Annotated in this window: 15 protein-coding genes; 11 read left to right on the top strand and 4 right to left on the bottom strand. The window is 44.6% G+C overall.

Going from position 1 to position 13799, the window contains the following annotated elements; genetic code table 11:
- Positions 1-260 precede the first annotated feature (260 nt).
- Positions 261-779, bottom strand: a complete 519-nt coding sequence (locus R2Q26_RS12625; RefSeq protein ID WP_317536608.1) for a hypothetical protein — start codon at positions 777-779, stop codon at positions 261-263.
- 928 nt (positions 780-1707) lie between these two features.
- On the bottom strand, positions 1708-2001 hold the full coding sequence (locus R2Q26_RS12620) for a GYD domain-containing protein (protein WP_317536607.1): 294 nt from the start codon (positions 1999-2001) through the stop codon (positions 1708-1710).
- A 596-nt stretch (positions 2002-2597) separates the two neighbouring features.
- Here R2Q26_RS12620 and R2Q26_RS12615 point away from each other — a divergent pair.
- The 4 genes from R2Q26_RS12615 (at position 2598) to R2Q26_RS12600 (ending at position 5386) form a co-directional block, all read left to right on the top strand.
- The gene (locus R2Q26_RS12615) at positions 2598-2849 is read left to right on the top strand and encodes a DNA-binding response regulator (RefSeq protein ID WP_317536606.1); all 252 of its coding nucleotides are present in this window, start codon (positions 2598-2600) and stop codon (positions 2847-2849) included.
- A 463-nt stretch (positions 2850-3312) separates the two neighbouring features.
- A complete protein-coding gene (locus R2Q26_RS12610; RefSeq protein WP_317536605.1) occupies positions 3313-3477 on the top strand; it encodes a hypothetical protein in 165 nt (54 codons plus the stop codon).
- A gap of 111 nt (positions 3478-3588) precedes the next feature.
- Positions 3589-4080: a hypothetical protein gene (locus R2Q26_RS12605; protein WP_317536604.1), complete on the top strand. Its 492-nt coding sequence runs from the start codon at positions 3589-3591 to the stop codon at positions 4078-4080.
- Positions 4081-4204: 124 nt separating this feature from the next.
- Positions 4205-5386 carry an NAD(P)/FAD-dependent oxidoreductase gene (locus R2Q26_RS12600; protein ID WP_317536603.1) on the top strand — a complete coding sequence of 394 codons (1182 nt, stop codon included), beginning with the start codon at positions 4205-4207 and terminating at the stop codon, positions 5384-5386.
- Positions 5387-5409: 23 nt separating this feature from the next.
- Here the strand turns inward: R2Q26_RS12600 and ppa are convergent, their stop codons facing one another.
- On the bottom strand, positions 5410-5958 hold the full coding sequence (gene ppa / locus R2Q26_RS12595; RefSeq protein WP_317536602.1) for an inorganic diphosphatase: 549 nt from the start codon (positions 5956-5958) through the stop codon (positions 5410-5412).
- A gap of 126 nt (positions 5959-6084) precedes the next feature.
- On the opposite strand from ppa, the gene R2Q26_RS12590 reads away from it, so the two are divergent.
- The 7 genes from R2Q26_RS12590 (at position 6085) to R2Q26_RS12560 (ending at position 12212) form a co-directional block, all read left to right on the top strand.
- Positions 6085-6918 carry an alpha/beta hydrolase gene (locus R2Q26_RS12590; protein WP_317536601.1) on the top strand — a complete coding sequence of 278 codons (834 nt, stop codon included), beginning with the start codon at positions 6085-6087 and terminating at the stop codon, positions 6916-6918.
- Positions 6919-7306: 388 nt separating this feature from the next.
- Positions 7307-7570, top strand: coding sequence for a hypothetical protein (locus R2Q26_RS12585; RefSeq protein WP_317536600.1), 264 nt, complete (start codon positions 7307-7309; stop codon positions 7568-7570).
- Between the two features lie 57 nt (positions 7571-7627).
- Complete coding sequence (locus R2Q26_RS12580) at positions 7628-8785, top strand: cysteine desulfurase family protein (protein ID WP_317536599.1); 1158 nt, start codon at positions 7628-7630, stop codon at positions 8783-8785.
- Positions 8786-8907: 122 nt separating this feature from the next.
- The gene (locus R2Q26_RS12575) at positions 8908-9732 is read left to right on the top strand and encodes a phosphocholine cytidylyltransferase family protein (protein WP_317536598.1); all 825 of its coding nucleotides are present in this window, start codon (positions 8908-8910) and stop codon (positions 9730-9732) included.
- 3 nt (positions 9733-9735) lie between these two features.
- Entirely contained in the window at positions 9736-10179 is a 444-nt protein-coding gene (locus R2Q26_RS12570; protein ID WP_317536597.1) for an HIT family protein, read from the top strand.
- A 10-nt stretch (positions 10180-10189) separates the two neighbouring features.
- Positions 10190-11230 carry a fatty acid desaturase gene (locus R2Q26_RS12565; RefSeq protein ID WP_317536596.1) on the top strand — a complete coding sequence of 347 codons (1041 nt, stop codon included), beginning with the start codon at positions 10190-10192 and terminating at the stop codon, positions 11228-11230.
- A gap of 262 nt (positions 11231-11492) precedes the next feature.
- Positions 11493-12212, top strand: coding sequence for a 2,3-bisphosphoglycerate-dependent phosphoglycerate mutase (locus R2Q26_RS12560; protein ID WP_317536595.1), 720 nt, complete (start codon positions 11493-11495; stop codon positions 12210-12212).
- 1328 nt (positions 12213-13540) lie between these two features.
- Here the strand turns inward: R2Q26_RS12560 and R2Q26_RS12555 are convergent.
- On the bottom strand, positions 13541-13681 hold the full coding sequence (locus R2Q26_RS12555) for a hypothetical protein (RefSeq protein WP_317536594.1): 141 nt from the start codon (positions 13679-13681) through the stop codon (positions 13541-13543).
- Positions 13682-13799: the final 118 nt, after the last annotated feature.

Genomic DNA, 13799 nt, shown 5'->3' with positions numbered 1-13799 from the left:
GAGAAATTATGAAAGTATGGTTGCCATGGCATGCGGGTATCTGTGGCTACCCGTGTGAAATGTCAACAGACCCTAGGGATTAGCGTAATCAATACCAGATCTTGAGAAAGGGGGGCGCTACCCTTTTTTATTAAAGTCACACATGAAAAAATATAAAGTAGCCTTTCTTTTTCTGTAGTGTACCGTATAAGAGGGGTAATTCTAGGTTTTATAAGAGATGTGTAAAGTTATCTGCCACGTGCATGTTCTTGTACGCGCAATTACTCACACCACTCGAATTTCTGGATTTTACATCGCAGTTCTGACTGTGATGGGCTTATGCCGACTTGGCTAGCGAACTGTTGTATAGCAGTTTTACAATTTTCTAGGGCCATATTTTCCGCTTGCTCCCTATCCGGTGCCCGCGCTAATCCAAGTACTCCCATCAAGTTATATCCTTGGTTTGCTCTGCAATACTGGTGACCACAATAATAGTTAGGATAATAGCCAAGCACCCATTGGCAGCATGCTCCCCATCCTTCTCTTTGGGGACTTAGGAAATAATCTAAGGGTACAGCCAGAACCGAAGCAATTCCTTGGTAATTGAATCCAGCTTTGTCAACGAGATCACCTTGCACGACTTCGCCACGATTATCAACATGGCTGATTACGATATTCGATTGAGGTTGCTTAACACTACAGAGATCAGTCTCATATTTTGCTTGTAGTTTTTCTTGATGCGTTGCACAACCAATTAGGATACTAATTGAAAGCGCTACAAATGCCAGCGGTAGTCTCATTTTTAATTATTACAATCTTAGTTTATTGTTAAATTAGCTGAAGTAGATATTAAAAGGTAAATCTTTTAAACAAATAAATCGTTGCCATCATTTAAAATTTGCTCAAGTAAATAAAACCCTATCACGTAATCTCTTTCAATAAAAGCCTCTTTAATAAAGATAATAATACGTTAAATAGAAGAATTCTCATCGATATTACTTATAGCAAACTCCTGTTAACGGACTAATTCCGATACAACGCTTATCCACAATTTTCGTGGATAAGGTTGTGGGTAACTGCTTTATGTTGAGGAAGGGTAATATTTATTCCTAGCGCTGCAAAAAGATGCAGATCCGGATTCTTACCACAGTAACGTTAGTGAGGCTAAGTGTCGAGGTTACTTTGTCAGCCAAGGTGGCAGCTGTATTAGAACTTTTCCTCAGTTTGAGTAATCACGTTACCACGTAGTTTTGTAAGGGACATAGTTGCCACTCGCGTGAATCCCAGCCAAAGCAGGATAAAAGTGCCCAATTGAGGAATCTAGATCGAACGGTTAGATAAAGTTTTAACTGCTAAATTGATAGCGCCAAACTTGGTGCATGAGCAACACTCTGATCATTGCTAACTTCAGACTTTACCTAGCCGCAACAATATGTAAAAAAAATCGACAAAACAGATCAACGCCAGAAGCAGAGAAGAAAAACGACTTAAAATAATTGAGCTTTATTGTAGGATGATGGTAAAGGATAACCAAGAGACAAGCAATAATGCATACGCATACAATTTTGTTCCTTAATAGCAGGAATATAGAAAAATAGCCATATGATGAGGCTGTTGCGTTATTGCACCGGGTAAATCAAGTTATCAAGTCATGCTCAATTGAAGCACGGGCCACGCCACAAGGGCGTACCCCGTGGTAATGATGCCTAGAGCAGGGAAGTTACTTGCTTATCCCAGTTTTGCGAGTATTCCGTTCATGTCTGCTTCAGAAAAAGCTCGCAAAGTGAGGGTGCGAACATTGCCTGCGGCACCAATGCTTGCCACCAATGCCGCCATGGATGCATCGTCAGGCGCTTCAAATATATCAACGATATCGTAGCTTCCTAACGTCCAATAGATCTCTTTGGTAATAACTCCAAACTTCTTTGCCATTTCTCGTATGGCATTTGCCCGCTTGGTAGTGTCCTTGATATTGCGAATTCCTTGATCGGTGAAATTATTCAAGACAATGTAGACCGCCATGATGAACCTCCTTCGCAGTATTGAGGCCGCCGGAAAGACTACTGCTGATGGCACTGACCTCTGGTAGTGCCGTTGCATCTTGTTTTCTTTATATTTTGCAGGCTAATTGTTTCAGCACTTGGTTGTCAATGCCAAAGTTGAAAGCTGAGATTTTGGTACAAAAAATACGAGCTTGTTTGTGCCAATCCAATAATTTTATTTTGGAAAAAATTCTATTTTTTGTCGAAATTTTTTACACAATTATTTGTTGATGGTGATTCATTGATTGATTGATGAGCATCATCTAAATTAAATCTGTTTAAAAACAATGATATAAATTAATATTTCTTGAGATGGCATACTTATTGCTAAGTTCTAAGAGAAGGCAGCATTAAATTCAAATTAAGCGTTTTTTAGAATTTAAGATTGAGTCAGACAAAGCATGAACTGAAACGAAGCAATTCTGGCTAAGATAGGTACTGATGAGGTATCTTTTCAGGCTTGTTATTTGCTTTGTATTTTTATGATTCTTAATGAGTTTCTAATCTCCGATGTTAGCCATCGGGAATTCCCGCTTTTAAGACTAGCCTATGTAATTTTTTTAGAAAGGTCTGCTTATGAATGCAAATATAATTGACAGAGATCAGAGTCAAGGCAAGCGACTTACGCCAGCGCTATACACATTGTTAGAAGCATGTCTTGAAATGAAAACAACTAATACCAAAGTGCTTGCAGCTCACTTATGCCGCTCTCCTGCAACCATTCGAACCGAGTTTCAGCGGATTCTTACATTTATGGATGTACATTGCAGGTATGAGGCATTGCGAACAGCAGAAGAAAATGGATTTATCCGACGCAAGCGAAGATAAGTTGGCAAGAAATTCAGTAAAGGACTGCTGATGCTAAATTTATCATTCTCGCCTTTATTGGTAAGGAAATACTTATGACATATTAACCATATATGTCACTGTTGCTTTCTGGAGATATTTCATCTGGGTTGCAGTAGGTATGCTGTATCTCCTAGCGCGACAGCCAGATTATAGATCGCATGGTAGCTATTTTTAGTGCTTCTGCTATTGAGGGATAAAAAGAGTATGCCTATGCATTATTATTAGACTGTTTTTTTATTCTTAAGCATCCCTATGCAGCAAAGCGTGATCATGTCTCGTGAGGTTTGCTGACTGAATGAAAGGTGAATTCTTCGCTTTGCTCTAAAAATTACAGTAATTCAGGTTATTTTCTACTTTTCTTAATGAGGATATTTGCTTAGCATCTCTAGAGATAATTGGCATAGTGACACGATGTATCGATAAAATAGAGCAATATCAGTAATTGGTAGCTGATCTGCCTTCTCTTAATTTACCTCCTGTGCCCAATGGAGGATATCAAATCTCAATATCGCTGTTTCGTATTATCTATCATAATGTGCCATGGTGTGCCATGGCCGCTGCCATAACGGTGTGGGATAGCTGGGGAGGCCGATTGAATATGGATTAACCTTCAAAGCATTGATATCCACAGTCACGATAAAACACTAGATAACGTGGGGCTAATCTGAAGGTAAGCTCTGTTTCGGTGTTACTTTCCACAATTTTGGGGGAGAATGCTATGATGAAAAAATTGATCGTAATTTTGGTCGTATTCCTAGCTGCATGCGCAAGTGTCAGAGGGCCGAAAGAGCAACCGTGGATTTATGAAGAACCGCTCGCAGGAAATCATGTTGATCTGGCACGCTGTGTTGTGGCTAGGCTGCAAGCGGATAGCAGATGGTCAATTCGCATGTTGCAATTTAGAAATCGACTCTATCAAGATATTGACGCATCCGAGATCTATGGATATGACACGAGATTCCTGCCGGGTATCTATGCGCGTAACTCCCCCACCAATCCCGATGCAGTTTATGATTATGTTGCCCCGAATCCAGAAATCCGTTCCTCTGGTCAAGGTAGTGTCGATACAGGGCCAGTTTATGCATTTGCTTTGATGATTAAGAAGATTGATGATAGCCGAGTGATGGCGACATTGAAGGGAAATAAACATGTGGGTGGTATCGCCTGGCAGCATTTGCAGACGTGCGCGTTGACCAGAACCAAGTCTTAGTAACGGCGCTTTGGTTCCACTGATCAAGATTTAGCATTAGGCTTTCCACATTCCATACTGGATTCATGACACGCCGTTTCAGCTTACAAAAAGTAAAATCCTGCTTTAATCAACAATATAAAACATGTTTCATAGCTACGATGTGATCATCATCGGCGCTGGTGCAGCTGGGCTAATGTGTGCGATACAGGCTGGGAAACGCGGGCGCCGAGTATGGCTGATCGACCATATGGCAAAGATTGCAGAGAAGATACGTATTTCTGGCGGCGGACGATGTAACTTTACCAATATCCATGCCCACCCCCAATGTTATCTTTCGCAAAATCCGCATTTCTGCAAATCAGCGCTCAAACAATATACTGCGCAGGATTTTATCGCCTTGGTGCGCAGGCACGGTATTGCTTTTCATGAAAAAAAGCTGGGCCAGTTATTTTGTGACGATTCAGCCAAGCAGATCATTAACATGCTGCTGACGGAAGCTCGCGAAGCTGGAGTGAAACTGGAAATACCAACACGAGTGCTCGATATCGAGACTATCCAGGCTGGTTATCAGATCAAAACCAGTAAAGGTGATCATACCTGTTCCTCCCTCGTGATTGCGACGGGCGGCCTTTCGATCCCGAAAATCGGGGCAAGCAATTTCGGCTATGAAACCGCCAAGAAATTCGGCTTGAATGTCATTCGGCCACGAGCCGGTCTGGTGCCGCTGACTTTCGATGGTGCGTTGCTGGAATGCTGCAAGATGTTGAGTGGTTTATCGGTCGAGGCGGAGGTATGCTACAAGAAGCAGGTCTTTGCCGAAGGGCTGTTGTTCACTCACCGGGGGCTGAGTGGCCCGTCCATCTTGCAGATCTCATCATACTGGCAAGAGGGTGAGCAAATCATCGTTAATCTGGCACCCGCAACAGACATTTTCAGGTTTCTCAAAGAGAAGAAGCAAAGTCAACCTAAGCTGCATGTGAGCAACGCACTTTCTGAAATTCTGCCCAGGCGCCTTGCACAAAGCATCTGCGATGAGCAGACGTGCAATTGGGCGCTGGGTTCACTGTCTGATAACAAACTGGCGGTACTTGCGCGCGCTGTCAACGACTGGCATATCAGGCCAACAGGTACTGAAGGCTACCGAACGGCGGAAGTTACAGTAGGAGGTGTCGATACGCAAGAACTCTCTTCACAGACAATGGAGGCAAAAAAACGCCCCGGCCTGTTTTTTATCGGCGAGGTTGTCGACGTGACCGGACATTTGGGTGGTTTTAATTTCCAGTGGGCCTGGTCTTCAGGTTATGCCGCGGGGCTGGCTGTGTAGCGCAAATCACCACGCATAAGATATTAGAATTTAGGCTTATGTTTTGCTGAAGTATACCGTTTGACGCCTGCCATGATCTCCGCCTTGGCATCTTCAATACCGCCCCATCCTTCAATCTTGACCCATTTGCCCTTTTCTAAGTCTTTGTAATGCGCAAAGAAATGCGCAATCTGCGCACGCATGAATTCAGGCAGATCTTCCACCGATTTGATATGGGTATAAAGGCTGCATAGCTTATCAATCGGCACAGCTACTAACTTGATATCTTCACCAGCTTCGTCGGTCATATGCAATACACCGAGCGGCCTACATCGAACGACTACCCCAGTAATCAAGGGCACTGGCGATATGACCAAAACATCTACTGGATCTTTATCTTCCGATAAGGTATGTGGAATATAGCCGTAATTACAGGGATAATGCATGGAAGTGGACATAAAACGGTCTACAAACATGGCGCCTGTTTTCTTGTCCATTTCATATTTGATGGGATCGGAATTCATGGGTATTTCTACGATCACATTAAAATCATTGGGGAGATCAAGACCCGAGTCGACGCGATCTAAATTCATTGATAATCCTGGAAATTGATAATACGCTATTATAACGGTAGGAGTTGATTATCAGGACATGATCCATTGATTCATGATTAACTTTTCTTCTTTCAAGAATGCTACGTTAATTTAGTCATTATGCGCATGTTACTTAAACTGGTTATTTTCATGGCAGCCGGCTATGCAGCTTTGCTGCTATTGGTATTTTTTGCCCAATCGTATCTTATCTATTTCCCGCAACGCAAAATTACCTTTACGCCCGCCCAGGAGGGGCTTCCCTATGAGTCAGTGGCGATTACTACGGTTGACAAGGAAACCCTGCATGGGTGGTTTGTACCTGCCCCTGTCGAGGCAAAAGGAACCATTCTTTTCTTGCACGGCAATGCGGGCAATATTTCCCATCGAAGGGATTATTTATTGACGTTTTATCGATTGGGATATAACACCTTCATTTTCGATTATCGTGGTTATGGCAAAAGCAGCGGTTCACCATCAGAAGCTGGCACGTATCGTGACGCATCAGCGGCATGGCAATACTTGACCGAGATAAAAGCCATTCCGCCTTCTCGTATCGTGCTATTCGGCGAATCACTTGGTGGAGCTATCGCAGCCTGGTTAGCCGCCCAAAAAGATGCTGGCGCATTGGTGTTGGCATCGGCATTTACTTCGGTGCCTGACTTGGCAGCAGAATTATATCCTTTCCTGCCAGTGCGCCTCCTATCCCGATTTCAATACAATACGATCGATTATTTGCTGTCTGTCACTTGCCCAGTATTGGTCGCGCATAGTCCGCAAGATGAAATCGTGCCTTTTTGGCACGGCCAGGCGCTCTTTCAGGTAGCAGCCGAACCGAAGCTATTCCTGACATTGCAGGGCGGGCACAACGAAGGTTTCATTTTTACCCGCAAAGAATGGGCTATGGCACTGGATGATTTTATCAGTACAAGATTAGGAGCGCCTAGTAGATCGTCCCAGTAATTCCATTTCTAAATCAAACCTAACTTTGTCGGCTTCACCTGCTGTATTATTTATACTGTCTGCGGTTCGCCTTCGTGTCATCTTTGATTTAGAAATGGAATAACATAGGTACCAATATATCGTTTGGCTTGAGTCAGTCGAAGGCCGGCATTCGTGTAACTTGACGGCTCGATAGCTCATCGCGAACGGTAACTGTCAGAATGGTATATCCATTTAGAAAGGATGTGAGAGTATACTTTTAGCACTTTTTGCTTATTTTTTAAGATTTTCGATAAAGGTAGATTGTTTCTGCCGTATCCAGAATCTAAAGTAATGTTTGTAAGTTTAGCTTTTATCCATTGAAATGGTTTTAATCGGTTCAATTAACCACGGATACATGGAGGTTCAGATGAAATTGCGTCATTTTATCGCTATGCTTTGTTTGCTTATCTTTAGTAGCGGGGCATACGCCTATCGTTGTACGATCGATATGAGAAAAATTGATGAGGCTTTGGCAAAGAAACCGGCGATCACCGAAGTGCAAGAAACCGAGGTCAGAAAGTTGCGCGCTGAAGGTGAAGTCTTACATAACAAAGGAAAGCATAAAGAAGCACTGGAAGCGCTCGATAAAGCGCTGGAAATATTGGGTGTCCCGTTACAATCCCATGAGTAGGAAAATTATGGTATTGACTTACCCCGTGCCAATCATATTGGAAAAAATTGAGAATAAATGACTCAGACTTATTTTGATCATAATGCCACCACCGCAGTAGATGAAAAAGTATTGGAAGCAATGCTGCCATATTTTCGGCAGGAATATGGCAATGCGTCCAGTAGTCATGCGTACGGTATGGCAGCTCGCCGTGCGATCAGTCAGGCGCGCGAGCAGGTCGCGCAGGCTGTTGGAGTGCAACCATCACAGATCATCTTTACCAGCGGCGGATCGGAGGCAAACAACCTTTTTATTCGTGGGGCGGCAGACTATTTAAAGCCTTCCCGTGTGGTCATCAGCGCGACTGAGCATCCTTGTATCAGGCGACCAGCCCAGGAATTGGCGCGAAGAACGAGCGAGCGTTGGCTGTTGCACCAACTACCGGTGAATGAATTGGGGCAGGTGCGATTGGAGGATGCAAGTAATGCCTTGGCAGACCAGCCTGCTATGGTATCGGTGATGTTAGCAAACAATGAAACCGGCGTGATTCAGGAGGTTGCTAAAATCGCAGATATGGCCCGTGCTCAAGGTGCCTGGATGCATACCGACGCAGTTCAGGCATTCGGCAAGATTCCGTTCGATTTCAATGAATTGAAAGTGCATGCGATGACCATTTCAGCACACAAGATTTACGGACCTAAAGGCGCAGCAGCATTGATCATCGACAAACGGTTACTCCTCAAGCCATTGATTTATGGGGGAGGACACGAAAATGGACTGCGTTCAGGGACGGAGAATGTGCCAGCTATCGTCGGTTTCGGTGCTGCCTGTGAACTGGCTAGATTACGCATGGATGAAATGTCCGCTCGCTTGACCAAGTTGCGTGAATATCTAGAACAAGGTCTGCTTGCGTTAGGTGCCACTATTTTTGGATTGGGCGCGCCACGCTTACCCAATACCTGTTATTTTGCGCTGCCGGAGATTGAAGGGGATACGTTGGTTGTTCGGCTGGATAAAGCGGGTTTTGCTGTTGCCAGCGGTGCTGCCTGCTCCAGTGTGACACCCGGCCAGAGTCATGTGCTGGAGGCAATGGGAGTTGCGCCCATGCTGGCGCGCTGCGCAGTAAGAGTAAGCCTCGGTCATGACAATACTATGACCGAAGTCAATGATTTCTTGAAGGCCGTGAGCAAGATCGCCGCAGAGCTGAAGAGCTTGAACGGAATGCTACTTCAATAATTGCACTCAAGACCGTTATCAAATTAAGGAAAGTTCGATGTTTTCCAGTAGAATAGCTCACTAATATTAATATCCCGACGCCACCAATCATAAGAAGATAAATAACGCGTCAAATGATTGCTATGACTGACAAAAAAAGCCCAATCCCTCTTAAAGCAATTGTTTTGAGTGCAGGCCAGGGGCGGCGGCTACTTCCTCTCACTGAAAATACGCCTAAGTGCTTGTTACCCGTTTTTGATAAGCCTGTGATCGCATGGCAGATCGATGCTTTACTGCGGGCAGGAATCGAAGATATAACCGTGATTGTCGGATTTCAAATGGGGAAGGTGGAAGCATTACTGGCGGAGCGTTACGCTGATTATCCGCAAGTCAGAACGCGCTTTAACCCTTTTTTCGAAGTAGCGGATAATCTGGCCAGTTGCTGGATTGCACGAGATGAGATGACAGATGATTTTCTTTTGCTGAATGGCGATACACTGTTTGATGCCGATTTATTATCGCGTGTGCTGCACGCTGAAATGGCACCCATTACGCTTTGCGTAGACTTCAAGCAAGCATTCGATGAAGATGACATGAAAGTGCAGCTGGACACTGAAGGATGGGTAAGGCATGTCAGCAAAGTGCTCACTGCAGAGCAAACGGATGCTGAATCAATCGGTTTGATTTATTTTCGCGAACAAGGTGTTCAGCTTTTCCGCGCTGCGGTTGAGCGTGCATTGCGCGATCCGGCCAAGCTTAAATCCTGGTATCTCACCATTATTGATGCTTTGGCTCAGCAGCGTTTAGTGAATTCCTGCTCTGTACAAGGATTCAACTGGTGTGAAATTGATTTCATTGATGATTTGCGCAGAACGGAAACGCTGTTTGGGGTAGAGGACGACGCACTAAAGAAAGTGAACAAAGTGGAAAGTGCACTAGGCGATGATATATTACCTTCTTCAATCTAGCTTATGGCGATAACCGTTTTTAATGACACCATGCAAAAATTTGGTGCGCCGGCTACTGTCATCCGTCAGTATAACCATTGGAGCGTCATGCTGCGTCCTGCCCAACTTACCTTGGGAGCGCTGGTACTCGTCGCACATGAACCAGCCAAGGCATTTTCTGAATTGAGCTCAGAGAGCTTTATGGAATTACATCAAGTGACCGGGCAAATTGAGTCTGCTCTGAAAAAAGCGTTCAATTACGACAAACTGAACTACTTGATGCTGATGATGGTTGATCCCGATGTTCATTTTCACGTAATCCCGCGTTATGCGCATTCACAGCAATTTACCGGACAAGAATTTATAGATGCCGGCTGGCCAGGTGTCCCTAATTTCAGTCAAATCAATCATACCGATAGCGCCACCAACCAACTCATCATAGAACACATTACTGCTTGCTGGGAATAAACAAGATAACATGTCTGACAGAAATACACCCCCTGTTTTTCCATTGCATGAAGCGCATGCACTCGTGCGCGATCTGATGATGCCTAATCCCTGGATTTACTGGTTGGATTTTTTGTTTCACATCACGCTCGGCTGGGCAACATTTATAATGGCGCTGCATAGCTCATTTTTGTCAATTTGGCAGATTCTAGCTTGTGGTGTGACGGTATTGGCCTTTTATCGATCGGCCATCTTTATCCATGAACTCGCTCATCTTAAGAAAGGAACATTCAAAGTATTTCGCTTAGTGTGGAACCTGATTTGCGGCATTCCAATGATGATTCCATCGTTTACTTATGATGGTGTGCATAACGATCATCATAAACGGGATGTATACGGTACCAGCATGGATGGGGAATATCTGCCTTTCGCAACTCAACGACCCAGCGAAATGGTGCGTTATGTGCTGCTGTCATTCATTCTGCCGCTGCTGCTGGTGGCACGCTTCCTACTGCTAACACCGCTATCCTATTTGATACCGCCGTTGCGTAGGCTTGTATGGGAAAGAGCTTCTTCTCTGACGATTAATCCAAATTACAAACGTGCAGCCAATGCCGTGCGTAATGATCATCACTGGCGACTGCAGGAATTTGCCACCTTTGTGTTTGCATTGACGATTGTTACCGCTGTTGTCCTCAATATGCTGCCTTACCAGGTACTGGTCCTGTGGTATATCATTGCCGTATTGGTTTTTGTCCTCAATTCATTGCGCACATTGGCTGCGCATGCTTATCGTAATCCAGGTCATCACACCTTGGAACTGGCCGAGCAGTATCTTGATTCAATCAATATTCCGGGAAATTTCATCACGGGCCTGTGGGCACCGGTAGGACTGCGTTATCATGCTACACATCATCTTTTTATGAGTCTGCCTTATCACAACTTGGGCAAGGCACAGGATCGTCTTGTGCATGGATTGAGTGACAATACCCTTTACCTGCAGACTGTGCGCAAAGGATTGTGGGATGCATTGGCACGCATCTGGAAAGAAGCTGCCGCATCATCTCGTTAGAAAATATCAACCTAGATTCCTCAGTTGATCGCTCAGTTTGATGTTAACATTATGAATATAATAACCATTCCTATAAATTTCATTCTCACCTTCTGGGTGTTTCCGCTTCGGGACGGATTGCGCGATTTTGCAAGCACATGGCTGCGTTGCAACTCCTTGGAATGGAGCGACCATTCCGCATCGTTGCGCCTTGCCCTGCACTCGCAAAACCACACACTCCATCCCGCCCAACTGAGGAATCTAGGATCAAGGAACTAACCCTGTGAGTGAAAAACAGGAAATAACAAAGCTCGTCCTGCTGCGACACGGCAAAAGTCTCTGGAATCATGACAGGCATTTTACCGGCTGGAGTGACGTGATGCTGAGTCCAGCAGGAGAAGAGGAAGCCAGGCGAGCAGGTCATTTGCTTAAGGAAGCCGGCTATACTTTTGATATCTGCTTTACATCAGAGCTGAAGCGGGCAACCGATACACTCAAGATCGTGTTGGCGACCATGGGTTTGGAAGAAATACCTATTCGACGAGACTGGCGATTGAACGAACGCCATTACGGTGCATTGGAAGGACTGCGACCCTGGGAAGCGATCAGGCAATTTGGTATCTGGCCGATATTAAGTACTCAGATTTGCTTTGCAGCCACACCGCCCTCCCTCGATCTGAGAGATGCACGTTTTCCAGGCAATCAAGTCAGCTATGCAGGCATTGATAAATCGCTCCTGCCCTTGGCAGAAAGTTTGAAGCAGACAGTGGAGCGAGCACAGCCTTTCTGGCAACAAACGATTTTGCCAGAGATTCAGCAAGGAAAACGTGTACTGATCGTCTCACACAAGAATCTACTACGTGGCTTGATTATGCAACTCGCCAACCTGTCGCAAAAGCAAGTGATGAAACTACCCATCGCAACCGCCCAGCCGCTGTGTTTTGAACTTGACAGTAAGCAGAATCTAGTCAGGTACTATTATGTGCATCGAGAAAAGGCTTGAGTCTGACTTTATTCATTAGAATCAAAACGAAATCTAACTCTTACCTTTAATCATAAGGGAATATCATAAGTTTTAACGTAACAGATCGCATTATTGATATGATAAATTGAGTTATTCTAGAGAATTAATTCTAATTAGACCATGGGGACATTGCGAGATTTACTTAATCAGATCCAAAGGGCTGTCCAGGGCCACGCATACTACCTTGCACTTTACGCTAGCCTGACCATCCCAGATATTTGTGGAGCAATGGAGTCTGAAGACGGCCAAGCTACAAGATCAAAATACATCGCGTGGTTCGATAAGTATGTTGCGCCCAAGTACTTAGCTTGCGGTCAAGTACTCTTTCCGGTGAAGCATGTTACTTCTATAGGTGTGCAGTTCTTCACCAAGGCCGAGCGCAACATCCAAAGTTAGGGTTCAGTCGTATCCTCTTTGTTGAACCAGGTTCGACAACAAATATTTTCCATAATAACATTTTGAACGATGTATTAAATATCGACGCATCCATCTTTTGTAGTGATGTCTTGGCCGGCGCTAACGCATGGCTTCAAGTGGCGGAGAAAACGCCCAACTATCAGAAGAACTTTCCGCTCTTTATGCAACGGTATCCAACGGGTCTTGCACCATACATTGTCGGAGTGCCAGTCATTGCATGAAGGTTTAATTTTTCATATGAACGGCAGCCCAAAGCAGTAAGCGTGGGTCGCAATCATTATCGTACTTAAATAAGGTCAGCTCGAAGAAGCTACTATTTCCGTTCTTCTTGTGTTGTCATCAAGCAAGGACGAAGTTGCTTATTCATACATCACTTGCGCCTACTTTGGCGAAGGACTTTGTGGCTACAAAGTTGCCATATCCACGCTGTGGCCAAAAGAGTCTGATCTTACTATGGATTTAACCGTGCTTCTGCTGTAATAGCAATGCTAAAGAGGCCACGTCCTATAGCGAGTAGTGTGAAGTGGAAGGTTGCGCACCAAAATAGAGTGAATTACATAGTTGATCGCTATTTCGGGGTCCGCGCTAACAATTCGGGGTCCACACTAACAATTTGCTCTAAGTCAGATGGCCCAGACGAGCTGCGAGCTGAGCTCAAACGTTAGATTCAAATGAGGAGTACCTTCGCAAATTCAAAGTATTTTTCCTCCCATAAGTTACGAATGATTCTGAGGCACATTGACGAAAACCAGCAGTAAGCGTAGGGCGCAATCGTTATTGCGCCGAATGAAAAATACCGGTGCAATGCGCTTCGCTTATTGGCACCCTACGGCAACAGAATTACCCACTAATATTTGGGAAAAGGGAGCGAAAGCAGCCCAATCATAGGATCAGATTCGATTGATGACTGCCTGACAAGCAATCAATCCGGATTGCCTTTCAATTCCTCGCAAAAGTAGCGCACCAAAATCCGGGGAAAACATACCATCTTCAAAGTCAGCGCGTACCGTAAATCCGTCAAAGGTTGGCAATTGAGGTCGGCTCGGGATAAAATCATAATCGTTAAAGCTGGCAATTCAGTAGTTTTTGTGCCACTACTCATGAATGTTCTTATATTTACTATGTACTTTTGTAAACCTAGGTCTGATC

The sequence above is a fragment of the Nitrosomonas sp. Is37 genome (assembly GCF_033063275.1).
Taxonomy (GTDB): domain Bacteria; phylum Pseudomonadota; class Gammaproteobacteria; order Burkholderiales; family Nitrosomonadaceae; genus Nitrosomonas.
Note: the sequence above shows the minus strand (reverse complement) of the source record. Positions and strands in the feature narration are given on the sequence as shown.

Coding starts and splice junctions, on each gene's coding strand:
- R2Q26_RS12575 (WP_317536598.1), top strand. CDS start 8,908: ATGACTGACAAAAAAAGCCCAATCCCTCTTAAAGCAATTGTTTTGAGT.
- R2Q26_RS12615 (WP_317536606.1), top strand. CDS start 2,598: ATGAATGCAAATATAATTGACAGAGATCAGAGTCAAGGCAAGCGACTT.
- R2Q26_RS12620 (WP_317536607.1), bottom strand. CDS start 2,001: ATGGCGGTCTACATTGTCTTGAATAATTTCACCGATCAAGGAATTCGC.
- R2Q26_RS12625 (WP_317536608.1), bottom strand. CDS start 779: ATGAGACTACCGCTGGCATTTGTAGCGCTTTCAATTAGTATCCTAATT.
- R2Q26_RS12570 (WP_317536597.1), top strand. CDS start 9,736: ATGGCGATAACCGTTTTTAATGACACCATGCAAAAATTTGGTGCGCCG.
- R2Q26_RS12600 (WP_317536603.1), top strand. CDS start 4,205: ATGTTTCATAGCTACGATGTGATCATCATCGGCGCTGGTGCAGCTGGG.
- ppa (WP_317536602.1), bottom strand. CDS start 5,958: ATGAATTTAGATCGCGTCGACTCGGGTCTTGATCTCCCCAATGATTTT.
- R2Q26_RS12590 (WP_317536601.1), top strand. CDS start 6,085: ATGTTACTTAAACTGGTTATTTTCATGGCAGCCGGCTATGCAGCTTTG.
- R2Q26_RS12580 (WP_317536599.1), top strand. CDS start 7,628: ATGACTCAGACTTATTTTGATCATAATGCCACCACCGCAGTAGATGAA.
- R2Q26_RS12585 (WP_317536600.1), top strand. CDS start 7,307: ATGAAATTGCGTCATTTTATCGCTATGCTTTGTTTGCTTATCTTTAGT.
- R2Q26_RS12605 (WP_317536604.1), top strand. CDS start 3,589: ATGATGAAAAAATTGATCGTAATTTTGGTCGTATTCCTAGCTGCATGC.
- R2Q26_RS12565 (WP_317536596.1), top strand. CDS start 10,190: ATGTCTGACAGAAATACACCCCCTGTTTTTCCATTGCATGAAGCGCAT.